Annotated in this window: 26 protein-coding genes and 1 pseudogene; 7 read left to right on the top strand and 20 right to left on the bottom strand. The window is 54.7% G+C overall.

Annotated elements, in window-relative coordinates; all coding sequences use genetic code 11:
* Window positions 1-133 precede the first annotated feature (133 nt).
* The 3 genes from ACOTZC_RS14125 (at window position 134) to dgcQ (ending at window position 3,068) form a co-directional block, all read left to right on the top strand.
* Complete coding sequence (locus ACOTZC_RS14125; RefSeq protein ID WP_023312316.1) at window positions 134-1,045, top strand: DUF808 domain-containing protein; 912 nt, start codon at window positions 134-136, stop codon at window positions 1,043-1,045.
* Window positions 1,046-1,123: 78 nt separating this feature from the next.
* Window positions 1,124-1,306 carry a YodC family protein gene (locus ACOTZC_RS14120; protein WP_023312315.1) on the top strand — a complete coding sequence of 61 codons (183 nt, stop codon included), beginning with the start codon at window positions 1,124-1,126 and terminating at the stop codon, window positions 1,304-1,306.
* A 73-nt stretch (window positions 1,307-1,379) separates the two neighbouring features.
* Window positions 1,380-3,068 (top strand): cellulose biosynthesis regulator diguanylate cyclase DgcQ, encoded by a 1,689-nt coding sequence (gene dgcQ, locus ACOTZC_RS14115; protein WP_213751457.1) that lies wholly within the window; start codon window positions 1,380-1,382, stop codon window positions 3,066-3,068.
* On the opposite strand, the gene ACOTZC_RS14110 is transcribed toward dgcQ, so the two are convergent.
* Both ACOTZC_RS14110 and yodD read right to left on the bottom strand, forming a co-directional pair.
* Window positions 3,065-3,865 carry a mannosyl-3-phosphoglycerate phosphatase-related protein gene (locus tag ACOTZC_RS14110; RefSeq protein ID WP_248193839.1) on the bottom strand — a complete coding sequence of 267 codons (801 nt, stop codon included), beginning with the start codon at window positions 3,863-3,865 and terminating at the stop codon, window positions 3,065-3,067. The genes dgcQ and ACOTZC_RS14110 overlap by 4 nt on opposite strands.
* Before the next feature lie 301 nt (window positions 3,866-4,166).
* The gene (gene yodD / locus ACOTZC_RS14105) at window positions 4,167-4,394 is read right to left on the bottom strand and encodes a YodD family peroxide/acid resistance protein (RefSeq protein ID WP_008500310.1); all 228 of its coding nucleotides are present in this window, start codon (window positions 4,392-4,394) and stop codon (window positions 4,167-4,169) included.
* A gap of 129 nt (window positions 4,395-4,523) precedes the next feature.
* Between yodD and dsrB the strand changes: the two genes are divergently transcribed.
* Window positions 4,524-4,712 (top strand): protein DsrB, encoded by a 189-nt coding sequence (dsrB, locus tag ACOTZC_RS14100; protein WP_013097741.1) that lies wholly within the window; start codon window positions 4,524-4,526, stop codon window positions 4,710-4,712.
* A 101-nt stretch (window positions 4,713-4,813) separates the two neighbouring features.
* Here the strand turns inward: dsrB and rcsA are convergent, their stop codons facing one another.
* From rcsA to fliF, 14 genes and pseudogenes are all read right to left on the bottom strand, one after another.
* Window positions 4,814-5,437 (bottom strand): transcriptional regulator RcsA, encoded by a 624-nt coding sequence (gene rcsA, locus ACOTZC_RS14095; protein ID WP_008500313.1) that lies wholly within the window; start codon window positions 5,435-5,437, stop codon window positions 4,814-4,816.
* Between the two features lie 287 nt (window positions 5,438-5,724).
* A pseudogene (fliR, locus tag ACOTZC_RS14090) lies at window positions 5,725-6,517 on the bottom strand (flagellar biosynthetic protein FliR); the annotation flags it as partial.
* Between the two features lie 7 nt (window positions 6,518-6,524).
* Window positions 6,525-6,794 (bottom strand): flagellar biosynthesis protein FliQ, encoded by a 270-nt coding sequence (gene fliQ / locus ACOTZC_RS14085; RefSeq protein ID WP_008500315.1) that lies wholly within the window; start codon window positions 6,792-6,794, stop codon window positions 6,525-6,527.
* A 9-nt stretch (window positions 6,795-6,803) separates the two neighbouring features.
* On the bottom strand, window positions 6,804-7,541 hold the full coding sequence (fliP, locus tag ACOTZC_RS14080; protein ID WP_008500316.1) for a flagellar type III secretion system pore protein FliP: 738 nt from the start codon (window positions 7,539-7,541) through the stop codon (window positions 6,804-6,806).
* Window positions 7,541-7,915 carry a flagellar biosynthetic protein FliO gene (gene fliO / locus ACOTZC_RS14075; RefSeq protein ID WP_023312309.1) on the bottom strand — a complete coding sequence of 125 codons (375 nt, stop codon included), beginning with the start codon at window positions 7,913-7,915 and terminating at the stop codon, window positions 7,541-7,543. Before fliO ends, fliP begins: the two co-directional genes overlap by 1 nt.
* A gap of 2 nt (window positions 7,916-7,917) precedes the next feature.
* Window positions 7,918-8,331: a flagellar motor switch protein FliN gene (gene fliN, locus ACOTZC_RS14070; RefSeq protein WP_023312308.1), complete on the bottom strand. Its 414-nt coding sequence runs from the start codon at window positions 8,329-8,331 to the stop codon at window positions 7,918-7,920.
* Window positions 8,328-9,332 carry a flagellar motor switch protein FliM gene (gene fliM, locus ACOTZC_RS14065; RefSeq protein WP_023312307.1) on the bottom strand — a complete coding sequence of 335 codons (1,005 nt, stop codon included), beginning with the start codon at window positions 9,330-9,332 and terminating at the stop codon, window positions 8,328-8,330. Before fliM ends, fliN begins: the two co-directional genes overlap by 4 nt.
* A gap of 4 nt (window positions 9,333-9,336) precedes the next feature.
* A complete protein-coding gene (gene fliL / locus ACOTZC_RS14060; RefSeq protein WP_023312306.1) occupies window positions 9,337-9,807 on the bottom strand; it encodes a flagellar basal body-associated protein FliL in 471 nt (156 codons plus the stop codon).
* A gap of 106 nt (window positions 9,808-9,913) precedes the next feature.
* Window positions 9,914-11,149, bottom strand: a complete 1,236-nt coding sequence (fliK, locus tag ACOTZC_RS14055; RefSeq protein ID WP_322408104.1) for a flagellar hook length control protein FliK — start codon at window positions 11,147-11,149, stop codon at window positions 9,914-9,916.
* A complete protein-coding gene (fliJ, locus tag ACOTZC_RS14050) occupies window positions 11,146-11,589 on the bottom strand; it encodes a flagellar export protein FliJ (RefSeq protein ID WP_023312304.1) in 444 nt (147 codons plus the stop codon). The genes fliK and fliJ overlap by 4 nt, the downstream gene beginning before the upstream one ends.
* Before the next feature lie 21 nt (window positions 11,590-11,610).
* On the bottom strand, window positions 11,611-12,981 hold the full coding sequence (fliI, locus tag ACOTZC_RS14045; protein WP_023312303.1) for a flagellar protein export ATPase FliI: 1,371 nt from the start codon (window positions 12,979-12,981) through the stop codon (window positions 11,611-11,613).
* Window positions 12,981-13,688: a flagellar assembly protein FliH gene (gene fliH / locus ACOTZC_RS14040; RefSeq protein ID WP_023312302.1), complete on the bottom strand. Its 708-nt coding sequence runs from the start codon at window positions 13,686-13,688 to the stop codon at window positions 12,981-12,983. Before fliH ends, fliI begins: the two co-directional genes overlap by 1 nt.
* Window positions 13,681-14,679, bottom strand: coding sequence for a flagellar motor switch protein FliG (gene fliG, locus ACOTZC_RS14035; protein ID WP_023312301.1), 999 nt, complete (start codon window positions 14,677-14,679; stop codon window positions 13,681-13,683). The genes fliH and fliG overlap by 8 nt, the downstream gene beginning before the upstream one ends.
* Window positions 14,672-16,351 carry a flagellar basal-body MS-ring/collar protein FliF gene (gene fliF / locus ACOTZC_RS14030; protein WP_047741656.1) on the bottom strand — a complete coding sequence of 560 codons (1,680 nt, stop codon included), beginning with the start codon at window positions 16,349-16,351 and terminating at the stop codon, window positions 14,672-14,674. Before fliF ends, fliG begins: the two co-directional genes overlap by 8 nt.
* 228 nt (window positions 16,352-16,579) lie before the next feature.
* Here fliF and fliE point away from each other — a divergent pair, with 228 nt between their 5' ends.
* The 3 genes from fliE (at window position 16,580) to yedD (ending at window position 18,279) form a co-directional block, all read left to right on the top strand.
* Complete coding sequence (gene fliE, locus ACOTZC_RS14025; protein WP_008500329.1) at window positions 16,580-16,894, top strand: flagellar hook-basal body complex protein FliE; 315 nt, start codon at window positions 16,580-16,582, stop codon at window positions 16,892-16,894.
* Window positions 16,895-16,962: 68 nt separating this feature from the next.
* Window positions 16,963-17,757 carry an FkbM family methyltransferase gene (locus ACOTZC_RS14020; protein WP_421635826.1) on the top strand — a complete coding sequence of 265 codons (795 nt, stop codon included), beginning with the start codon at window positions 16,963-16,965 and terminating at the stop codon, window positions 17,755-17,757.
* Window positions 17,758-17,865: 108 nt separating this feature from the next.
* Window positions 17,866-18,279, top strand: coding sequence for a lipoprotein YedD (yedD, locus tag ACOTZC_RS14015; RefSeq protein WP_045403214.1), 414 nt, complete (start codon window positions 17,866-17,868; stop codon window positions 18,277-18,279).
* Between the two features lie 138 nt (window positions 18,280-18,417).
* Here yedD and amyA read toward each other — a convergent pair whose 3' ends face one another.
* Genes amyA through fliD form a run of 4 tightly spaced genes read right to left on the bottom strand, consistent with a single transcriptional unit; the run spans window position 18,418 to window position 22,187 of the window.
* Window positions 18,418-19,905 carry an alpha-amylase gene (gene amyA, locus ACOTZC_RS14010; protein WP_045356878.1) on the bottom strand — a complete coding sequence of 496 codons (1,488 nt, stop codon included), beginning with the start codon at window positions 19,903-19,905 and terminating at the stop codon, window positions 18,418-18,420.
* A gap of 51 nt (window positions 19,906-19,956) precedes the next feature.
* On the bottom strand, window positions 19,957-20,331 hold the full coding sequence (gene fliT, locus ACOTZC_RS14005) for a flagella biosynthesis regulatory protein FliT (protein WP_045403218.1): 375 nt from the start codon (window positions 20,329-20,331) through the stop codon (window positions 19,957-19,959).
* Window positions 20,331-20,741: a flagellar export chaperone FliS gene (gene fliS / locus ACOTZC_RS14000; RefSeq protein ID WP_045356867.1), complete on the bottom strand. Its 411-nt coding sequence runs from the start codon at window positions 20,739-20,741 to the stop codon at window positions 20,331-20,333. Before fliS ends, fliT begins: the two co-directional genes overlap by 1 nt.
* Before the next feature lie 9 nt (window positions 20,742-20,750).
* Window positions 20,751-22,187, bottom strand: a complete 1,437-nt coding sequence (fliD, locus tag ACOTZC_RS13995; RefSeq protein WP_045356865.1) for a flagellar filament capping protein FliD — start codon at window positions 22,185-22,187, stop codon at window positions 20,751-20,753.
* Window positions 22,188-22,315 lie beyond the last annotated feature (128 nt).

The raw sequence follows: 22,315 nt of genomic DNA, 5'->3' as shown, positions 1-22,315 counted from the left end.
AACTATCGCGCTGGCGAGCCCTTTAATTGTGTAGCTGATGTGAATTTTTTGTTGACGCGAGGTGGGTGTTTCCGGGTTTGCGCTTTTGCTCCATACTATTCACCTAATTACCAAAAAATGAAGGATTAAGATTTTGGCAGGAAGTAGCTTATTAACATTGCTGGATGATATTGCGACCTTACTGGATGATATTTCAGTGATGGGGAAACTGGCGGCGAAAAAAACCGCAGGCGTGCTGGGAGATGATTTATCGCTTAACGCCCAACAGGTGAGTGGGGTAAGAGCTAACCGTGAACTGCCGGTGGTGTGGGGCGTGGCAAAAGGCTCCTTCCTGAATAAGGTGATTCTGGTGCCGCTGGCGCTGCTGATCAGCGCGTTTATTCCCTGGGCCATCACGCCGCTGCTGATGATTGGCGGGGCGTTTCTCTGCTTCGAGGGCGTAGAGAAGGTCCTGCACTCCTTTAGCGCGCGCAAGCAGAGCGATACGCCGGAGATGCGCCAGCAGCGTCTTGAAGCGCTGGCCGCTCAGGATCCGAAAACCTTCGAGCGCGATAAGGTCAAAGGCGCTATTCGGACCGACTTTATCCTGTCCGCGGAGATTGTCGCCATTACGCTGGGCATCGTGTCTGACGCGCCGCTTCTGAATCAGGTTCTGATCCTCTCCGGCATCGCCATTCTGGTCACCGTCGGCGTCTACGGCCTGGTGGGACTGATCGTCAAGCTGGACGATATTGGCTACTGGCTGGAAGAGAAAACGAGCGCGGTGGCAAGAGGCATCGGCAAAAGCCTGCTGGTGCTGGCCCCGTGGCTGATGAAGAGTTTGTCGGTGGTAGGCACGCTGGCGATGTTCCTCGTGGGTGGCGGGATCGTGGTTCACGGTATCGCGCCGCTGCACCATGCTATCGAACATTTTTCCTCGGCGCAGGGGGCCGTTGTCGCGGCAATTCTGCCCACGCTGCTGAATCTGGTGCTGGGCTTTATCATTGGCGCTATCGTGGTTGCGGCAGTTAAGCTGGTTGAAAAAATACGCGGCACGTCGCACTAATTGTTACCCGTTGTGGGATGCAAAAAGACCATTCCTCGTCTAAATTGAAACAGTTTCACCCTGATACAGGAGGCAGGTATGGTCTTTTTGGTCAGTGATGAAGTTAAGCCTAAGAAGGGTGGCCCACGTATGATTGTGACCGGCTATTCCAGCGGAATGGTGGAATGTCGGTGGCACGATGGCTATGGCATCAAGCGGGAAGCATTTCGTGAAGATGAGCTTCAGCCGGGGGACGGGCAGCACCAGCGGGACAAGGCTTAATCACATAACGCCCGGCTTTGCCGGGCGTTTTTATCTCCAGTACCGGGTGTAAGGCAGCGATCAGGGAGTGTGTGTGCAGCGCGATACCTTTGTTGTAAGAGAATCCTTTTTGCAATGGCTGCATAAGCGTAGCAATCCGGGGTTGATTGTTAATCTCTGTTTTCTGGTGGTTCTGGTATTTTCCACCCTACTGACCTGGCGTGAAGTGGTGGTACTGGAAGAGGCCTACATCTCCAGCCAGCGCAATCATCTGGATACGGTGGCCAGTTCTCTGGACCGGCAGCTGCAGAACAGCGTGGACAGGATGCTGTTTTTCCGTCAGGGCATGCATGATGCGATCGAGACGCCGCTGGCCTTTGAAGTCTTACAGGATGCGGTATCACGCTTTAATACCGTCCGCATGCTCCCAACCTGGCAGATTGCCGTTGATAAAAAGCGCACGCTTCCCATAAACGGGGTCTCGGATGTGTTCGTGGATAAAACCACGCTTCTGAATCGGGATGCTGAGCGCATCAGTCATGAAATTTCTGCCGCGCTCGAAGTGGGGTATCTGCTCAGGCTGGCGTCGTCGAGAGCGCAAACGGAAGCGCGCGTGATCTACGTCTCCCGCGCGGGATTTTTCATTTCCACGGATACGCCGGACCAGGCGGGCGACATTACCTCCCGCTATTACCATCTTGTCACGCAGTCCTGGTTTACCCAGCAGTCAGAGCGGAACAATCGCGCGCGCGCGGTGCGCTGGTTTATCTCTACCCCGTCATCCTGGACCAATGATGAACGTACGATCACCGCCAGCGTTCCCATCTATTTCGATCGTTACTGGTATGGCGTTGTGGCGATGGATTTTACGTTGGGCACCATGCAGCGTCTGCTGGCCGATGCGACGGAAGACCGAACGGAAGGGGAGTATCAGCTGTACGATACCCGGCTCAATATGATCGCCACCTCTGCCCGTACGGAAAACGCGGTTAATCATTTTGACGAACGCGAAACGGCGCAGATTGCGCAGGCGATTGAGCACGCTACCGGCGGCGGGATCCGCCTCGGAAGCCGTTTTGTGAGCTGGGAGCGGCTCGATCACTTCGACGGCGTTGTCCTGCGGATCCACACCCTGCACGAAGGGGTACAGGACGACTTCGGCAGCATCAGCATCGTGCTGGCGCTGCTGTGGGCGCTCTTTACCGCCATGCTGTTGATCTCGTGGCTGGTGATCCGCCGCATGGTGAGTAACATGTACACGCTTCAGCACTCGCTCCAGTGGCAGGCCTGGCATGACCCGCTTACCCGGCTGAATAATCGCGGCGCGCTGTTCGACCGGGCAAAATTGCTGGCGGAAACCTGTCGCCAGCAGTCGCTGCCGTTCTCGGTGATTCAGATCGATCTCGACTGTTTTAAAAACATCAACGACCGCTTCGGCCATCAGGCCGGGGATAAAGTGCTCTCCCACACGGCAGGACTGATTGCCAGCGCGCTACGCAAGAATGATGTGGCAGGGCGCGTAGGCGGGGAAGAGTTTTGCGTCGTCCTGCCGGGGATCGGCCTGGAGGAGGCGAGAAGCGTCGCGGACCGTATTCGCTGCCGCATCAACAGTAAGGAGATCCTGGTGAAGAAGAGCACGACCCTGCGCGTCAGCGCGTCGCTGGGGGTCAGCAGCGCGGATGAAGCGGGAAACTACGAGTTTGAACAGCTGCAGTCCGTGGCGGACGTCCGGCTGTATCAGGCCAAACAGAGCGGGCGTAACCGGGTCGTCTGGCGGGATTAAGAAAGGAAATGATCCAGCCCCTCCTGCCAGCCCTCCGGGCCGGGCTGTCGGGTGTGATAAACCCGGGCGGGGTTATCGTCCCGTAGCGTGATGCCCTCACGGTTAATGCCCTTAATCACTACCGCGAAGTCAACGCTGTCGAGCAGCGGCGCATCATTGGGACCGTCGCCGAGCCCCAGCGTGGTGGGTTCAATCTCTTCCAGCTCGCGGTATTGCTCAATTAGCCAGTTTACCGCAACGTCTTTGCCGCAGCGGGCGTCCAGCACATGCCAGAAGCGCGCGCCCTGCAGGCATTTCAGTCCGACATTCGCCAGCTCCTCTTCAAACTGAACCATTTTCTCGTCGGTATCGCGCCAGATGAGCGTGACGGACGCTTCATGCTTGCGGGCAAGCGCCGAACGGTAGCGCGTCAGTCCGGTCCACTCGCTGATAACGTGCTCATCCACGTCGTCAAAGGTAGTGAATTTATAGCCCGTCTGCAGGCGAATTTGCTCGATTCGCGGGCGAATATCCTGGTGCGTCATCCCCCTGATCTGGCGCTGAATCTTATCCCAGCGCACGTCAGGCTGAATCACCGCGCCGTTCTCGGCAATAAAAGGCAAGCCTTCAAGCCCCAGATCCAGCTGGAGATCCAGCATCTCTGCCGCGGTCTTGCTGCTGCAAAGAATGACCGGAACCTGATTATCCAGCAGCCTGTCCAGCCAGGGCATGGCGGGTTGCCACTCATAGGTGTGAATATCCAGCAGTGAACCATCCAGGTCAGAGAAAATCAGCAATGTATCCCGCAGTGAAGGCATAGCGACTCCTGGTAACAGATGCGTTTCGCCCTAAGAAAATTCCTAAAAAATGATTGAGGCGAAAACCGCAGATAAGAGGGATTCCCCAGGCAAACCCGCATTCGGCGTGTGTTATTGCTCATAACTAAAAGCATTATGTTAAAAATATTATATTCATCGTAAGAATATATGCTTGTCAGCCAAATTCGTTGGGGATAGTGTGGCATGTACATCAGATTTCCTGGTGTAACGAATTTTCAAGTGCTTCTTGCATAAGCAAGTTTTGATCCCGGTCATCCCCATGACCGGGATTTTTTTCGCCCTACCGATTGGCTTCAGACACGCTAAAGTCGTGAATATCAAGCTCGAAGGCCTCCGCCAGCTCGCGATAGGTGTGATAATCCCTTCCGTTGACAATGACGCGGTCCGAATTGTCGTCCGACCGGCGGACTTCTGACTCACTGATCTCATTGATGGCGGCCAGCAGGGCATCGACATCCACCTCGACTTCGCGCTTGATGGTGTCGCTGTACTCTTTATCGGTCTTCATTACGGGGTTCCTCATTCAACCGTGTCCAACGTTAAGTATAGACTGTGCATAAAAACGCCAATCACATCGGGCGGCGATGTGCGTTTTTGCGTTTTGTTCTACACTGGCTCAAAACCAGAGGAGGAATGTATGAAGGTCAACGATCGGGTAACCGTTAAAACGGACGGTGGGCCGCGCCGCCCGGGTGTAGTGCTGGCAATTGAAGAGTTTAGCGAAGGCACAATGTACCTGGTATCGCTTGAAGACTACCCGCTCGGCATCTGGTTTTTTAACGAACTGGGGCATCCGGACGGTATTTTTGTCGAGAAGGCGGAGTAGCACGGCGTCGGGTAGCACATCGCGTGCCCGACAACCTCTCCAGAAGCAAAAATCTCTGGCCAGGCCAGAGATCAAAGGTAGGGTGCACAGGTCTTAAGCGACTAACGCATGTTGACGAAAATCCCGTTCGTCACATTATCGGTCAGGCGTACCACGTGGTAGATCACTTGCTTATTATGCGTTTTAATTTTCCTTTTAATATTTCCTTTGTGTGACGAAACGGTTTTCGCTTTAATATTCATCTGGTCAGAGATCTGAATAGTTCCTTGTCCCGCCATCCACATTCGCAGCATACTTGATTCAGTCCTGCTTAATGATAGGGTGGGTAAGTTAACCGCTCCTACATTTTTAACTTCTTTATTCAAATAATCACCCAGAATGTCATCCAGCGACTCAGGTTTAATCGATTTAGAACTGATCAATAAATTTTTACGGACCAACAAATACTCATCGAAATGGATATTCGCGATCGCCATAAAAACAATAAACAGGGTTTTTGGATGCTGATTAATGATTTGCTTAATGTGCTGACTGTTGGCTGGATCGTGAATGAAACAGTCCTCATTAATAAACACCACGCCTGGTTTTAGTTCGTCACAAGCGGCTGCGAGTTCGTCAACGGTGTGTGCATCGTTGATGTCTCTCTTTCTTACCCCTCTGCTTGCCAGGTACCCGGTTAACCCTAGCCGGGTGTAGCTGCATAAATCCATAATGATCGTTGACATGGCATACCCTCACTCAATGCGTAACGATAATTCACCATCTGCCTGAGAGCTCAAAACAGCCATACGGGATGGAAAAAAATAATAAACCTGTGAGCATGACAAAGACTTTCAGGCGGACTCACTATCCCGTAAAGTTACGTATAATTTGCCAGGAATCTTCTTAAAGTAAAGTAAATATTAAGTATTGTGAGATGGTTAGAAACAATTAAACCGCGTCAGATATATCCTGGAAGATGTTTTACGTGTTTTATTTTAGGAATATCCTCAGAAAGACAATAGCAACAGTGAGGGCTATTATTTGCGTGGCAGCTCGCTGACAATATCCGCTAACAGGTTGAATATCTCGCCGAATAAATGTTCACAGAAGGGAGCGATAAGTGGCATCAGTAATGACATTAATAAAATCCCAACCGTCAGCGTCAGCGGAAAACCAATGACAAACACTGAAAGCTGCGGCGCCATTCGGTTGAGTAAACCTAACGCCAGGTTGACGGTCAGCAGCAGGGTGATGATCGGCAGCGCCAGCATCAGCCCGTTGAGGAAAATCAGCCCCGCAGCGCGAGTAAGCGCGAGAAAAGCGTTGCTGTTCACCGGATTTTCGCCAATCGGTAGCGTATGGAACGTATCTACCAGCATGGAGATAAGCCACAGATGGCCGTTGAACGACAGGAACAGCAGCATGGCGAGCAGATCGATAATGCGCGCCAGCACGGGCATGTTGAGATGACTGCCGGGATCGACAAACGTGGCGAACGATAGCCCCATCTGCAGGCCGATCAGTTCCCCAGCGGTACGCACCGCGGCAAAGGCGAGCTGCATGGTAAAGCCGACGGCGACGCCAATCATCACCTGCTGCAGGGCCACCCACACCGCGTTCGCCGAGAAGATCGGAATATCCACGGGGGGAAGAGAGGGTGCGACGATAATGGAGATGATAATGCCCAGCCCCACCTTGACGCGCTTGGGTATCGATTTCTCACTGAGAATCGGGGCGGTGGATATCAGCGCCATGATGCGCAGCATCGGCCAGAAATAGACGCCGAGCCACTGAACCCACTGGTCGCTGGTGAAGTGCAGCATCGTCAGGTCAGCCGATAATGTACGGCAGATTGGTAAACAGGTTGCGCATATAGTCCAGCAACAGGTTCAGCATCCACGGCCCGGCCACGATAATCGCCACGAACACGGCGATGATTTTCGGGATGAACGACAGCGTCATTTCGTTAATCTGCGTGGCGGCCTGCAGGATACTGATAATCAGACCGGTAACCAGCGCAACAAGCAGCAGGGGCGCGGCAACGGCAATCGCGATTTTCATCGCTTCCGTGCCCATCATCATGACCGATTCGGGTGTCATTGCCGTTCCTTAACTGTAGAAACTCTGCGCCAGCGAACTGACCAGCAGCTGCCAGCCGTCGACCAGTACAAAGAGCATGATCTTAAAGGGCAGGGCAATGGTCGCGGGCGGCACCATCATCATCCCGAGCGCCATCAGGACGCTGGCGATCACCAGGTCGATAATCAGGAACGGAATAAAGATGGTAAAGCCGATCTGGAACGCGGTTTTCAGCTCGCTGGTGACATAGGCAGGCAGAAGAATACGCATTGGCACCGCTTCCGGTCCCTGCAGCTCGCCGGTGTTGGACAGGCGGGCAAAGAGGGCCAGGTCGGCTTCGCGCGTCTGGCGCAGCATAAACTCTCGCAGCGGCTGAGCGCCTTTATCCAGCGCCTCCTGCATGGAGATTTTGTCTTCGCTGAACGGCTGATAGGCGTCGGTATAAATCTTGTCGATAACCGGCGACATAATGAAAAAGGTCAAAAACAGCGCCAGCCCAAGCAGAACCTGGTTTGGCGGTGCGGAAGGAGTTCCAAGCGCGTTTCGCAGCAGACCAAAGACGATGATGATGCGGGTGAAGCTGGTCATCATCAGCAGGATGGCCGGAATAAACGTCAGCGAGGTGATGAACACCAGCGTCTGCACCGGAAGCGACCAGCTTTGTCCGCCGCCCGCGAGAGGGGTGGAGACCAGACCGGGCAGCTGTGCATAAACCGCGGGAGCAAACAGGCCAACGCCCGCAAGCGTCAGGGATAACAAACGGCGCATCAGGATCTCCCGGAACGCTTAAGCAAACTCTTCATGACGGACTGAAAATCCGCAGGGGCGTCTGCGCGCTCGTCCACCACAACAGGGGCGGGCGGCAGCTTGTGTAATACGCTGATGTTTGAGGCCGTGACGCCCAGGACCAGGCGCGCGTCATCCACCTCTACGATGACCACGCGCTCGCGTGGACCCAGCGTGGTGCTGGCGCTGACCTTCAGGCCGCGGGCACCGGCGGTTTTACCCGCCAGTCCAAAGCGCTTAGCCAGCCATGCGGCGATAAGAATAAAGGCAATAATACCGAACAATGCCCCGCTCACCTGGAGCAGAGGCGAGCCGGGAACGGCAGAAGGCTGTGATATTGTTGCCTGGGTTTTCATGCTTAACGGCTCAGACGACGCATACGTTCAGACGGGGTGATGATATCGGTGATGCGTACGCCGTATTTATCGGCAACCACCACCACTTCACCCTGGGCAATCAGATAACCGTTGATCAGAATATCCAGCGGCTCGCCGGCCAGACCGTCAAGAGCCACCACGGAACCCTGCGTCAGGCGCAGCAGTTCTTTGATGGTCATGCGGGTGCGTCCCAGCTCAACGGTCAGCTTAACCGGGATATCCATAATCAGGTCGATATCCTGCAGCGTGCCGCTGACGTCACCGCCGCCGAGCTGCTGGAATACGGCATCCGCTGCACTTTTGGCCGGGGGTGCTTTTTGCTCGTTTAACGCGTCAGCCCACAGATCGTCCAGTGCTCCGCTGTTCTCATCGGACGGATTGTTCATGTCACTCATTTGGGCTGTTCCTCATTCAGCGAATTCAAAATCGGGTTGATCAAGTGCTCAACGCGTAACGCATACTGACCGTTAATCGTGCCGTACTGGCTTGTCAGCACGGGGACACCATCCACATGGGCAATAATGCGGTCGGGTTTTTCTATCGGCAAAACATCACCGGGTTGTAATTTCAGGATCTGAGATAACCGCAGCGGGATATCGGCGAAGCTCGCTACCAGCTCAAGCTGCGAATGCTGGACCTGGCGGACCAGGTTTTCACGCCAGTTCTGGTCTTCGTTGCGGGAGTTCTCCAGCGGCGGGTTCACCAGCAGCTCGCGCAGCGGTTCGATCATGCTGAACGGCAGGCAGATGTTGAACTCGCCGGTCAGGTTACCGATCTCCACGTGGAACGGCGTGTTAACGACGATATCGTTCGGGGAGGTGGTGATATTGGTAAATTTCACCTGCATCTCAGAACGGACGTACTCCACTTCCAGCGGGTTAATCGCTTTCCACGCGTCGCTGTAAGATTCCAGCGCCAGCTTCAGCATGCGGTTAATGACGCGCTGTTCGGTGTGGGTGAATTCACGACCTTCTACTTTGGTCGGGAAACGCCCGTCGCCGCCGAACAGGTTATCCACCGCGATGAACACCAGGCTTGGCGAAAACACCACCAGGCCGGTGCCGCGCAGCGGCTTCAGATGAATCAGGTTAAGGTTGGTCGGCACCGGCAGGTTGCGGGCAAACTCATGATACGGCTGAATGCGGATCGCACCGACCGTAATATCCGGGCTACGACGCAGCAGGTTAAACAGCCCCATACGGAACTGACGTGCAAAACGTTCGTTAATGATCTCCAGCGCCTGCAGACGTTCACGTACCACGCGACGCTGGGTATTCGGGTCATAGGGACGAATATCGCTATCGCCGCCAATACCCGGTTGCGGATCATCATTGTTATCGCTGTCGCCGTTGAGCAGCGCATCGATTTCTGCCTGAGAAAGAATACTGTCGCCCATGTCGTTACCGCAGAATGAATGCTGTATACAGAACGTCAGTGACTTCCTGCTTAGGTTGGCCGTTTACCAGCGGGGTCGCCAGCGTTTGTTTAATGGCGTCGACCAGCTTTTGCTTACCCACATCGGTAGCCAGCGCCGAAGCGTCCTGACGAGAGAACAGCAGCAGAAGGCGGCTGCGCACTTCAGGAAGGTAATCGTTCAGACGTGAACGGGTGGCTTCATCTTTCAGGCGCAGCGTAATGCCAACGTAAAGCACGCGATCCGCATCACCCAGATTGACGGTGAAGGTATCCAGCGGGAAGAACACTGGAGCCGGCGGAGGAGGTGCTTCAGCTTTGGCTGCAGCGGTGGTCGGTTCCTGCTGCATACGCCAGTAACTATAGCCCGCGGTAGCGCAGGCGGCGAGCGTGATCAACACCAGCAGCGGGATCCAGATGGAACGCTTACTTTTTTTGGTGATAGCGGAGTCAGTCATCTGATACGAGCTTCCTGTTTCGGTACAGCTTAATAAGGTGATTATCCCGTGTCCTGCTGTCGTCAAAGCGTGGAAAAGACGGGGATAATCACGCTACCTCTGGCGTTTAGGCGAAGATGTCTACGGCACTGTTACCGCGCGCTGCGGACTGCAGGGCGGCAGGAACAGGCAGTAACTCATCGCTCTCTTCATTAAAACCGCCGGTGTTGCCGGAACGCGAAGCCTGGTGCTGCTGCTGGGATGAGGACTGCTGCTGCCCGGCGAAGCTCTCGCTGCTGACGCTGCTCTGCGCAAGCTGAATGCCGTTTTCCGCCAGTGAGGTCCGCAGTACCGGCAGCGCGGCTTCCAGCGCCGCACGAACGTGGCTGTGTGCAGAGACCATCTGCAGCTGGGCCTGATTGTCATCCAGCTTAAGCGAAATTTGCACCTGACCCAGATCTTCCGGGTGCAGGCGCAGCTCTGCCGTCTGCTGGCCCTGTTTGGTGAACAGGGTGATATGCTGGCTCAGGGACTGCTGCCATTCGTGGGTCCCCAGAGGCTGGCTTAACACCGGCGCGATGGCAACGGTGGCGGCCGTCTGACTGGTCACATGGCTGGACATAATCGGTGCCAGGGTAGCCGTTGGTGATGATGAAGAGGACGAACTGGCGAGCTCCTGCTTCTCTGCCGCCGCGGCCACGGCCGGTGTAGCAGGCGCGTTGCCCTGCAGGGCCGGCTCGTTATTTTTCACCTGGCTCTGATAAGGCGTAGAACTCTGCGCTTTATCATGGCTACCCGGAGGCGCGTTCAGGGACGGTTGGCCCGCGCCGTTTTGCGAAAGCGTCGCGGAATTCAGCGTTGAGGTGGCGGATACGCTCTCGTTGCCTGCCACGCGAGAGGCGGTAGTTTGCTGCTGGTGCGGCAGCATCGCCATCAGCGCGCTTAATCCGGCCAGCTCTTCTTCGCTCAGGTCGCTCTTACCGTCATCTTTGCCGTTTGCCGCATTGAGCGTCTTCAGCGCGTCGCCCTTAGACAGCGGCACCAGCCCGGAAACCAGCGTATCAAGCGACGCGATCGGCGACGTTTCATCGCCTTTCAGCGCGGGCTGGCGCGAGAGCAGGTCGGCAATTTTTGCCTGCAGGGTGGTATCCCCTTTGGCGTCCTGAGCCACTTTCGACAGCTTACTGCCGGCGGCTTTCAGATCGGCCAGGGTCAGCGGCGCATCTTTGCCCTTGCCCGTTGCGTCCGAGAGGGCGCCCGCCAGCAGAGAAAGAAAATCCTGTGCACCGTCGGCGCCTTTCCCCGTTTGCGTGCCGCCTGACAGGTCGCTGTCGCTCATCAGCAGTTGTTGCAGTGTGATCATTCCGGTTTCCTCATTGATGCGCGCTGGGCAAACTCATCCATTTTCTTCTGATCCAGACGGTTTTCCGCCAGGGTCGTTGCCGCGATCTGTCGGTCCTGTAAAGTCTGCCAGGCCTGCAGCCGCTGCTTCTTCTCGCGCCAGAAATTGAGCGCGGTATCGACTTTCTGGGTCCACTGGTTAAGCTGCTGGCGATGCTGATCTATCGCCTTCTCCAGCGTCTGGATAAATTGCTGATAGTTAATCCAGCGCTGGCTGCCAATGCCCTGTGTCATATCGGTATTGAGGTTGGTGCGATATTCATGCTGATAGTCGATCAACATCTTCAACTGTTCTTCAGCCTGCTGGCACCCGCGTCGCATTGCGCCTAGCTGCAATGCGGCATCATCAACTTCTTTTTCAGCCAGATCTTTCAGCGTTGATAACGCGCTGTTTTGCGCCATGACCTTCGCCCTCCACCTGTGTTACACCTGCGGGAAAATCAGCTCCAGTGCCTGAATTGAATCTTCCCAGTCGGCGCGTTCAAAAATGCCTTGTTGCAAAAATGCCTCCAGCTGTGGCCACAGGCTAATCGCCTTGTCGAGCATCGGGTCGCTGCCTTTGGCATACGCCCCCACGCTGACCAGATCGCGGTTGCGCTGGAAGCTGGAAAGCAGTTGTTTGAAGTTACGCACGCGGGCGTAGTGCTTCTCGGTTATCAGCGCCGTCATTGCGCGGCTGATAGAGGCTTCAATATCGATGGCCGGATAGTGTCCGGCTTCGGCCAGACGACGCGACAGCACAATATGACCGTCAAGGATCGCGCGCGCGGAGTCGGCAATCGGGTCCTGCTGGTCATCGCCTTCCGTCAGTACCGTATAGAACGCGGTGATGGAGCCGCCGCCGCTGATGCCGTTCCCCGCGCGTTCCACCAGCGCAGGGAGTTTGGCGAAGACCGAAGGCGGGTAGCCTTTGGTCGCCGGTGGCTCACCGATGGCCAGCGCGATTTCACGCTGCGCCATCGCGTAACGGGTCAGGGAATCCATGATCAGCAGCACGTGCTTGCCGCGGTCTCGAAAATCTTCGGCGATACGGGTAGCATACGCGGCACCCTGCATGCGCAGCAGCGGCGACACGTCTGCCGGTGCGGCGATGACCACCGAGCGGGCGCGGCCTTCCGCACCCAGAATGTTTTCAATAAAGTCTTTTACTTCACGACCACGTTCGCCGATCAGCCCCACGACGATCACGTCGGCCTGGGTATAGCGCGCCATCATGCCGAGCAGGACGGATTTGCCTACGCCTGAGCCGGCGAACAGGCCCATACGCTGTCCACGTCCCACGGTCAGCAGGGCGTTAATCGGGCGCACGCCGGTGTCCAGCACATGCTCGATAGGGGTACGCTGCAGGGGGTTGAACGGCTGGGTGATCAGCGCGCCGGTTTCGGTGGTGTCCGGGGAGGGCAGTCCGTCGAGCGGTTTCCCGCTGCCGTCCAGCACGCGGCCCAGCAGGGCAGGGCCAAGCGGCAGCTGTTTCCCGCTTTGCAGCCCGTCGCCAGAAATATTTTTGGCATACACGCGCGCGCCGGGCAGAATGCCTTCCACCTCTTCAAGCGGCATCAGGAACAGGCGCTGGCCGTTAAACCCGACCACTTCGCTTTCAACTTCACGCGTTTCCAGACCATCCTGACGCTCAATGACGCAGGTCGCGCCCAGCGGAAGCTGCAGGCCGGTGGCTTCGAGAACCAGGCCGGTGGCGCGCGTCAGTCGCCCATAACGACGAACGGATGGCAGTAGCGCCATCTTCGTCTCAAAGTTGTCGAGCGTGGTGAGCCAGCGGGTGAGGCGCGCAGTCATCAGACGACTCCCGGTGCCGCCAGGCGGCACAGCTCCTGCCAGCGGGTGGCGACGCTGGCATCCAGATCGCCTTCATCGGCAGAGACTTTGCAGCCGCCGTGATGTAGCGATGGGTCGCCGCGCAGGCGCCAGCCGTGCAGGTTAAGCGTCGCGCCCAGGCTTTCTTCAACGCGCTGCAGGTCGTCCGGATGGACGCGCAGCTGAGGTTTCCCGCTGAACAGCGGCTCCTGCTGAAGCAGACCCTGAATTTGTTTGATAAGCGCGGTGTTATCCACCACGGGCGTCTGGCCGATGACCTGACGCGCGGCTTCCAGCGCCATCTGCATCAGTCGCGAGGCAATCACGCTGTCCAGCGCGTCCAGGGTGTGCTGAAACTCGCTGACCAGCTGCTGCATGCGGGCATGGATCGGCGCCTGCTGCTGGCGCGCCTGATCGATACCGTGCTCTAACCCTTTCGCCAGACCTTCCTGATACCCCTGCTCGTGGCCTTTCTGACGGCCTTCGTTCAGACCGGCGTTATAGCCCTGCTCGTGCGCCTGCATTTGCAGCTGCGCCAGCATCTGGGCCTGCTGCTCCTCTTCGGTCAGCTCGGGCTGCTCGACGTCCGGGTCAAGCTCTTCGGTTGCGATGACGGCCGGCGTGAACTCGGAGAGGGGAGGCGCCAGATCGTCCGGCGTCCAGCGCTTCCAGGGCAGCTCATTAGACATAGGTGTCGTCTCCGCTGCCAATCACCATCTCGCCGGTTTCCGCCAAACGACGAACAATAAGCAGAATGGCTTTCTGTTCGTTTTCCACCTGAGACAGACGAACCGGGCCGCGGTTGGCAAGGTCGTCGCGCAGGATATCGGCCGCACGCTGAGACATGTTGCGCAGGAACTTCTCGCGCAGCGGCTGCTCGGCGCCTTTGAGGGCGATAAGCAGCGACTCGGAGTCCACTTCCTGGAGCAGGCGCTGGATGCTGCGGTCGTCCACTTCGACAAGGTTTTCGAACAGGAACATCTCGTCGATGATTTTCTGTGCCAGCTCGCCGTCGAATTCGCGAACCGCCGTAATGACGGCCTCTTCCTGCTGCGTTTTCATCAGGTTGATGATTTCCGCCGCCGTTCTCACGCCGCCCATTTTGCTGCGCTTGAGGTTCTGACCGTCGAGCAGGTTGTTCAGCACTTCGGTCAGCTCCGCCAGCGCGGCCGGCTGGACGCCGCCGAAGGTCGCGATACGCAGCATCACATCGTGACGCAGGCGTTCTTCGAACAGCGCCAGAATATCTGCCGCCTGACCGCGTTTGAGGTGGACAAGGATGGTGGCGATAATCTGCGGGTGCTCGTCGCGGATAAGGTCGGCGGCACTCTGCGGCTCCATAAAGTTGAGCGTTTCGATACCGCTGGCGGTATCGCGCGTTTCCAGAATGTCTTCCAGCAGGCTGGAGGCACGCTCTTCGCCCAGCGCCTTGACCAGCACGGAGCGCAGGTAGTCGTTGGCGTTGATGTTCAGCGCGGCAAACTGTTCGGCTTCCTGTTCAAACTCTGCCAGCACTTCGGTCAGCTGCTTGTTGGAGATCTGACGCACGTTGGCCATGGCCGCACTGAGAATTTGCACTTCTCGCTGGGAGAGGTGTTTAAACACCTCTGCCGCACGATCTTCGCCAATGGTCATCAGCAGGATGACGCTTTTATCGGTGCCCGTAAGCGTATTACTCATGTTCGTTACCCATCCACTGGCGGATGACCAGCGCTACGACGCGCGGATCGTTATCTGACATTTCGCGAATGCGCTGGCTCATCACCTCAGCGCCCATGCGCTGGTTAGCACGACGCTGCTGCAACTGTTCATCTTTGCTGAGGCGCACTTCAACCGCTTCTTCCGTTTCCTGGCGCGCATTCATCTGCTCGCGAGCCGCTTTTTCGGCTTCAGCACGGCGCTGGAGCTGCGGACGAACGCCCTTACGCCACAGCAGCCACGCGACAATCAGCACCAGCAGCCAGCGTCCTGCGGACATCAGCTGGTCGATAAACGCCTGCTGTTGCCAGAACGGCAGTTCACCGCCGGTCTCATCAACCGAGTTGAACGGTGAGTTCACCACGTTGAGGGTATCGCCGCGCTTCTCGGAGTAACCCATCGCTTCACGGGTCAGGTTTTCAATCTGCTTCATCTGCTCGGCGGTCAACGGCAGCGGTTTGCCGTCCGCCAGCGTTTTGTAGTTCACCACTACCGCAACGGAAAGACGCTGAATATCGCCCACGTTCAGTTTAGTGTGGCGAATCGTCCGATCCACTTCGTAGTTCGTGGTTTCGTTACGGCTGCTGGTGCGCGGACCGGCGTTACTGGTCGTTGAGGTGGTCTGCTGATTATTTTGTTGACCGTTCTGCTGATTGGCCGGCGGCGTAGAGATCGGTGCCGCGTTAGCCGGGGCAGGCTGGTTAGACAGCGCGCCCGGCACGCCGCCTGGGTAGGCACCGCCGACCTGCTCGTTCGAATTGATCTGGCGTGAACGCATCACCGCCTGAGCCGGATCGCCGTTCGGGCTGTACTGTTCTTCAGTTTGTTCTTTATTCGCGAAGTCGATCTGGGCGGTTACCTGCGCGTGCACGTTACTGTTGCCCACTACCGGGCCCAGGATCGCTTCGATACGACGCTGGAGACGGCTTTCGACATCGGCGGCATACTTCAGCTGTGCGTCATTCAGATCGCGACCGGCGGTATTGGACTGCGTCAGCAGGTGACCGCTCTGGTCAACCAGCGTCACGTTACCCGGCGGCAGACCGGCCACGGCGCTGGAGACGAGGTGCGTCACCGCGCTGATTTGCCCTTCGTCCAGCGCGCGGCCGGGTTCAAGGTTCACGGTAACGGAAGCCGAAGGTGATTTCTGTTCGCGGACAAATAAAGAAGGTTTAGGCATCGCCAGGTGCACGCGGGCACTCTTCACCGGGCCTAATGTTTCAATGGTGCGGGCCAGTTCACCTTCCAGCGCACGCTGGTAGTTCACCTGCTCGCTGAACTGGCTGATACCGAATTTTTCCTGATCCAGCAGCTCAAAGCCAACCGCACCGCCTTTCGGCAGCCCCTGCTGAGCCAGACGCAGACGCAGCTCGTGCACCTTATCTGCCGGTACTTCAAGCGCACCGCCATTATCGGCAAAGCGATAAGGGATGTTCATCTGGGTAAGCTGGGTGACGATGGCGCCGCCATCCTGATCGGAAAGGTTGCTGTAGAGCGTCCGGTAATCAGGGCTTTTCGCCCACAGGACCATCGCTACAAGGATCGCAATTGCGGCAGCGCCTGCCACGATCAACGGGATTTTAGGATTCGCGCGAAGGCGGTTCATCCACTCGAGTGATTTATTCTGCGGCGCTGTCGATGCTGTTGCACTCATTGCGCACCTCTTAAATCCTGGTGGTTTACGTTATTCGTGTAGAGAAACAAAACTGACTCCCGGGTCGGCAAACACGACAAAAGTTCCATATTGATGGCCCTGCCATTATTTGATGATTCGTGATTTTCTATGCGTCAAATAACCTGGTTTTTTCATGCTATTTACCGCCATTATCTTATTGACAAGCTGTTAGTCTTGACCGCGTAAAAAACCATCCAGGGGAGAGTCATGGCTATACAGGGCATTGAAGGGGTAATCAGTCAGTTGCAGGCAACGGCGATGACGGCCCGTAATCAGAATGTGGCAGATCAGCAGCCGAGCATCAGCTTCGCGGGGCAACTGCATGCCGCTCTTGACCGTATCAGTGATACCCAGACCGCCGCGCGCACTCAGGCCGAAAAGTTCACCCTCGGTGAGCCGGGCGTGGCGCTGAATGATGTGATGACCGATTTGCAAAAAGCCTCGGTTTCTCTGCAAATGGGGATCCAGGTGCGTAACAAGCTGGTGTCTGCGTATCAGGAAGTGATGGGGATGCAGGTTTAGGCAGTGAAATGTCTTACCGAGATTTCAGACGTAGTTTCTTTTTACAAAGAAAGTTTACAGGATTACTTATGTTACCAAGAGTTCACGTCGTTAACTCATCACAAGGTAGCTTTCTGACCTTTGGCAATGATGTCATTTCCAATCACCTCTTTACCCAGGACAACTGGGAAAACTGGCTTTTTGCTATTACAGGTGAATTCACCAGAGGTTTTGATAAGCCTATAGTGTTCGATCTCGGGGCAAATCTGGGGGCGTATACCATACCTACAGCACTCATGCTGAATGAGCAAAATGGCCATATTTATTCTTTCGAACCACAAAAGGTTGTGTATTATCAGCTCTGCGGAAATATTTTCCTCAATCGTCTCAATAATGTAACAGCCCTGAACAAAGGGGTTGGTGCGGCAAATGGGATACTTGAGTTGCCAGTACCTGACTACCATAAAATGTATAACATTGGTGGTTTTTCCATGATTGAGCAATATCGTTCAAACACGGGAGTAGAGGCGGCGATGAGCGGAGAAAAAGATGTCGTTCAAATTATCAAACTTGATGATGTTCTGTTTGAACAGAAAACGCGATTTTTGAAGATTGATGTCGAAGGCCTGGAACTGGAAGTTTTAAAAGGTGCCGTCGGATTCCTTGAGCATAATAATTTCCCTCCCTTTTCTTTCGAAGCATGGGATTTACCCTGGTTTAAGGAACAGCGTGAGGCATTGATGACCTTTATTCTTGAGCTGGGATACACAGTAGAACATATTCAGTTTGATGATTATCTGGCTCACCATCCTAAAAATGAGGCGAAAGTTGATTTCCTTCGCGATCAAAATGATCAACTGACTCGCGTCGTACGTGTGGCATAAAGTCTATGAGTCATCTGCAATAGGTAATTCTTATTTCATAAAGGGTTCTGACTAGAGTTGCGCGCGTTTTAATGCCAAAATGAATTTTTTCATTAACCTGGATTTTTCATGAAAAAGTTAGCAGTCACAGGCGCTCTGATAATCCTTGCCGGGTGTGTCCAGGTGGATAACTATCAAGATGTGATCAAACATCCTGTCCCGGCAAATCTGGCCGGATACTGGCAGTCGAAAGGGCCGCAGAGCAACATGGTCAGCCCGAAGGCGATTGCCACGCTGGTGGTGACGGAAGAGGGCGATACGCTGGACTGCCGTCAGTGGCAGCGCGTGATTGCCGTGCCGGGTAAAATCATGCTGCGTTCAGACAGTTATTACAACGTGACGCGTAAGCTGGATATCTATCCGCTGGAGCGCGACGGCTCGACGCTTGAGTATGACGGGCTGGAGCTGCAGAAGGTCGACCGCCCAACGGTTGAGTGTGCCGATTACCTGAGCAAGAATCCGCTCGAGAGTAAACTACCGTAGCCGTTTGTTGCCGGGTGGCGCTGACGCTTACCCTGCGGTTAAAAGCAAAACGGCAACCTCGTTGCCGTTTTTGGTGTTTGCGCCCTCTCCCCATGGGAGAGGGACGGGGTGAGGGCATCAGGCCGCACTTTGCCAGTACTACAACGCATCCTCTATCACCCAAACGCTGACGCTTCCCCCATTACAGGTAAACGTCCCTTCGCCATCCGCCGCCGTGGTGATGGTTTCTTCGCGATTGCCGAGAAAATCCCGCCACGTTTTGTTGCCGTAGTTTTCCCCAAGACAAATCACTTTTTCACCATCATCCCCGTTCGACAGCACCACCACGCAGCCGGGATCGTCTTCCGTACCGCTGCGGCTGAAGGCGATGCAGTTTGGATGGTCGAAAAACAGCGTCTGCACGCCGTGGGCAAAACGCTGGCGTGCGAGGATCAGCTCGTGAAGCTGCTCAATGACCGGCATATCAATATGGTACGTTTCACCGTCTCCTCCCGCGTCGTCATAGCTGGCGCCGAAAAGATCCGGATAAAAGACGCTCGGCACGCCATTTTCCCGCAGCAGGATCAGCGCGTACGCCAGCGGTTTAAACCAGGCTTCGACCGGTGCTTCAAGCGCCTGCAGAGGCTGGGTGTCATGGTTCGCGACGAGGGTGACCGCATGAAACGGATCGGCTTCTACCAGGGTGCCGGTGAAGATTTGGCTCATGTCGTAATCCCGGCCCTGACGTGACGCCTCGTGGAATTTCATCTGCAGAGGGGCATCAAACAGCATGGTTTTGCCTTCGACCTGGTCAATATAGGCCTGAAGTTTATCCACCTCATGGGACCAGTATTCCGCCACGATAAACAGCGGCTGGTCGGCGACTTCCTGGACGTGCTCAATCCACTCTTTGTAAAACCAGGCGGGAATATGCTTAACGGCGTCCAGACGAAAACCGTCGCAGCGCGTCTGTTCCATGACCCAGCGGGCCCAGTATTTGATCTCCTCGGTCACGGCGTGGTTGCGAAAGTCGATATTTTCGCCCATCAGGTAATCGAAGTTGCCCATCTCATCATCAACCTGATCGTTCCAGCCTTCGCCGGTGTAGTCGTTGACGATTTTAAAGATGCCGTCTTCATCGGGGTTTTCAATATGGTCGACGCCGCTGAAGCATTTGTAGTCCCAGATAAACTGTGAGTACTGCCCGGCCCGGGCAGGGAAGGTGTAGCGAGTCCAGGCTTCGCATTCAATGACCTCGTCATCGATTTGCGTGCGGTCCTGTTCGTTCACGCGCTGAACGCGCACGGGCTCTTTTTCATCGGCGCCCATTTTGTGGTTGACCACCACGTCCAGCAGCACGGCAATGTCGTTGCTTTTGAGGGCATCAATGGCCTCCAGCAGCTGCGCCTTGTCGCCGTATTTCGTGGCGATACTGCCTTTCTGGTCAAACTCGCCAAGATCGAACAGGTCATAGGTGTCATAGCCGACAGAATACCCGCCGGATGCCCCTTTACAGGCGGGCGGCAGCCAGATCATGTTGATGCCGATTTCGTTAAGATTGGGAGCTAACGCCGTGACCTCTCGCCACAATTCACCGCCAGCAGGGTAGTACCAGTGAAAACATTGTAACAGGGTGGGGTTTTTCATCATCCTTGCTCCAGAAGCCATTGGCAGACTTCTGGAGTATGGATGAAGAAATCATAGTTGTGTGTCGCGGGTAAAACTTTCTGGATAAAGAATATTCCCTGACAGCTTTCCATAGGTAGACGTGATGGATTGCTGTTTGCCGGTTTGATCAATAAGAATGCGGAGCTCTTCCATACGCATAGCCAGTAACTCTTTGAGTTCGCTTTCATTTTTAAGCACATTTTCAAGCAACAATCTGGCCTGTTCGATGTGAGGCCGCGGAGCTGATGTTATTGGATTCTGCGATATATGTTCAATAAGTTGAACATAAGTAATTTCATGTGTGATTAGATCGTCCCATTGACCGGCTTTAGCCAGCTTAAGCATGGAAAGGCTGAGATTATGTAGCGCCTGCCAGGCGCTAAGTACAGAGTTGGGGGTGTTCATTAAAGATTATCCTGGTTAGAGGAGACATTAGAGCCAATTTGTTTCCACGCGTCAGCAATGTTATTCAATAATTCCTCAACTTCGAGGATAGCCCCTTCGTCATTACGTAAATTAGCATGTAACAGACGACGAATCATATAGTCATACAGTGCAGCAAGGTTCGCGGAAAGCGGACCTTCGATCTCCATATTCAAGCCAGCCTTTAAACCATTGTCGATGATATTTATTGCTTTCGACAGTGCTTCCCCTTTCTCGGCAATACGACCTTCGTTGAGGAAAAGCCGGGCACGGACAAGGGCACTGAGTGCCCCGTCAAATAGCATGGTCACAAGTTGATGCGGATTTGCACTCATTACCGCACTTTCAAGACCAATTTGTTGATATGCACGTGCACCAATTTGTGAGTACATGATTATTCCTTAACTGCTAGAGGAACTAAATTGCTGTTTCAGATAGGTGGATGTATTGTTCATTTTGCTCATCAACGTATCCAGATTCGTGAATTGCGCCTTATATCGCGCCATTGTGGCTTCTATATTGGCTTCCATCGCATCATAGCGTTTGTCAAGCGTTTTCAGTGTCGTGTTAATACCATCAGTAGCATTCTTGATAATCCCTTCTTTGCCCGCTGTTGTGCTCAACATATTCGTGAGCATCGTACCCATTTGTGTCGCGAGTCCGGTTGTCTTGCCATCACCGGCAAAATATTCCTGTACCGCTTCTGGATTATCCGTTAACGCCTTACTCAATTTGCTGGAATCAACCTTAAGATTGCCTAATGAACCGTCTGCTCCCGTTGCGGTATCCTGCGTCACGCCAAGCTGAGCCAGGATTGCATAAGAGCCTGACTGCACCTCAGTTAATAATCCACGTAACTGCGACTGCACCGAACGTACCGTACTATCACCAATTAACGCGCCATTATTTGCGGACTGGCTCTCACCGGCATCAACCTTTACATATTTTGTGACGGACGTAATGGTGGACTGTAAAGCGTTGTAGGCCGTTACCCAGTCAGTAATGGCTTTCTGTGTGGTGTCAGCAGCACGGGTGATATTTAGATTTTCACTGCTCGTGCTTTCATTTTTAAGGCTCAGGGTAATACCCGGTAGGGCATCAGTAATCGTGTTAGTTGAACGCTCAATCGTAATGTCGTTGATAATGACTTGCGAATTTTGGGATGCCGTCTGTTGATTCATCACCCCTGTGTGAGTCGATGAATCATAGCCAATGACGTTTTGTAATGTGCTGTCACCTGAGACGCTCACCGTCATATCATTTGCTGTACCAGATGTTTTTGATGTCAGCATTAAAGTATAGTCACCGTCTTTCGCTTTAACGACGGTAGCAGTAACGTTACCGTTCGCTTTGTTAATCGCGCTGGCAATTCCATTTAATGAGGTATCGGAATCGCCGAGTGTAACGGTCAGCGGCGTTGTTGAGCCGGCTTGTGCAATGGTTATTGTACGGGTTGCACCCGTTGTCGCGCCTAACGGTGAAGTCGCGCTAGTCTGGCTGGCAGTGGTCAGTACCTGCGCTTTTGCCAGCGCTTTGACCTGAACGGTATAGCTACCGACGGTAGCGCCCGTGGCTGTGGTTGCCGTGAAGGAGTTATTGGTCGATCCTACGGCTGTTGCGTTCCATGTATCAGTTTTAGAAAGCGCTGCAGTGGCGGTATTGAGCGTTTGCATCGCACTTTGCAGCTTACTGAACGCACTGAGTTGCGCGTTATAAGAGGTTTGCTGATTCGTTATTGTCGTTAATTTTGTTTTTTCAGCATTTTCAAGATTCGTGTAGAGCGTCTGTAGATCCAAACCTGAGCCTACGCCAAGACTACTGATTGTTGCACTTGCCATTAGATTGTTTCCTTTAGTCAATGGTAGTTTCAGCTAGTTATCGGCGGCTTGAGAAAATAGTTTAACCATTAGCTAAGAAAATTATCGGTTGAATAAGCGGTATTCTCCTCGGCATATACCCTCTTCGT

Source organism: Enterobacter cloacae complex sp. SHL009, assembly GCF_049237205.1.
Classification (GTDB): Bacteria; Pseudomonadota; Gammaproteobacteria; order Enterobacterales; family Enterobacteriaceae; genus Enterobacter; species Enterobacter cloacae_M.
The sequence above is the reverse complement of the archived record's forward strand: the minus strand, read 5'-3'. Positions and strand labels throughout refer to the sequence as shown.

Coding starts and splice junctions, on each gene's coding strand:
- ACOTZC_RS14120 (WP_023312315.1), top strand. CDS start 1,124: ATGGTCTTTTTGGTCAGTGATGAAGTTAAGCCTAAGAAGGGTGGCCCA.
- ACOTZC_RS14110 (WP_248193839.1), bottom strand. CDS start 3,865: ATGCCTTCACTGCGGGATACATTGCTGATTTTCTCTGACCTGGATGGT.
- yodD (WP_008500310.1), bottom strand. CDS start 4,394: ATGAAGACCGATAAAGAGTACAGCGACACCATCAAGCGCGAAGTCGAG.
- dsrB (WP_013097741.1), top strand. CDS start 4,524: ATGAAGGTCAACGATCGGGTAACCGTTAAAACGGACGGTGGGCCGCGC.
- rcsA (WP_008500313.1), bottom strand. CDS start 5,437: ATGTCAACGATCATTATGGATTTATGCAGCTACACCCGGCTAGGGTTA.
- fliQ (WP_008500315.1), bottom strand. CDS start 6,794: ATGACACCCGAATCGGTCATGATGATGGGCACGGAAGCGATGAAAATC.
- fliP (WP_008500316.1), bottom strand. CDS start 7,541: ATGCGCCGTTTGTTATCCCTGACGCTTGCGGGCGTTGGCCTGTTTGCT.
- fliO (WP_023312309.1), bottom strand. CDS start 7,915: ATGAAAACCCAGGCAACAATATCACAGCCTTCTGCCGTTCCCGGCTCG.
- fliN (WP_023312308.1), bottom strand. CDS start 8,331: ATGAGTGACATGAACAATCCGTCCGATGAGAACAGCGGAGCACTGGAC.
- fliM (WP_023312307.1), bottom strand. CDS start 9,332: ATGGGCGACAGTATTCTTTCTCAGGCAGAAATCGATGCGCTGCTCAAC.
- fliL (WP_023312306.1), bottom strand. CDS start 9,807: ATGACTGACTCCGCTATCACCAAAAAAAGTAAGCGTTCCATCTGGATC.
- fliK (WP_322408104.1), bottom strand. CDS start 11,149: ATGATCACACTGCAACAACTGCTGATGAGCGACAGCGACCTGTCAGGC.
- fliJ (WP_023312304.1), bottom strand. CDS start 11,589: ATGGCGCAAAACAGCGCGTTATCAACGCTGAAAGATCTGGCTGAAAAA.
- fliI (WP_023312303.1), bottom strand. CDS start 12,981: ATGACTGCGCGCCTCACCCGCTGGCTCACCACGCTCGACAACTTTGAG.
- fliH (WP_023312302.1), bottom strand. CDS start 13,688: ATGTCTAATGAGCTGCCCTGGAAGCGCTGGACGCCGGACGATCTGGCG.
- fliG (WP_023312301.1), bottom strand. CDS start 14,679: ATGAGTAATACGCTTACGGGCACCGATAAAAGCGTCATCCTGCTGATG.
- fliF (WP_047741656.1), bottom strand. CDS start 16,351: ATGAGTGCAACAGCATCGACAGCGCCGCAGAATAAATCACTCGAGTGG.
- fliE (WP_008500329.1), top strand. CDS start 16,580: ATGGCTATACAGGGCATTGAAGGGGTAATCAGTCAGTTGCAGGCAACG.
- ACOTZC_RS14020 (WP_421635826.1), top strand. CDS start 16,963: ATGTTACCAAGAGTTCACGTCGTTAACTCATCACAAGGTAGCTTTCTG.
- yedD (WP_045403214.1), top strand. CDS start 17,866: ATGAAAAAGTTAGCAGTCACAGGCGCTCTGATAATCCTTGCCGGGTGT.
- amyA (WP_045356878.1), bottom strand. CDS start 19,905: ATGAAAAACCCCACCCTGTTACAATGTTTTCACTGGTACTACCCTGCT.
- fliT (WP_045403218.1), bottom strand. CDS start 20,331: ATGAACACCCCCAACTCTGTACTTAGCGCCTGGCAGGCGCTACATAAT.
- fliS (WP_045356867.1), bottom strand. CDS start 20,741: ATGTACTCACAAATTGGTGCACGTGCATATCAACAAATTGGTCTTGAA.
- fliD (WP_045356865.1), bottom strand. CDS start 22,187: ATGGCAAGTGCAACAATCAGTAGTCTTGGCGTAGGCTCAGGTTTGGAT.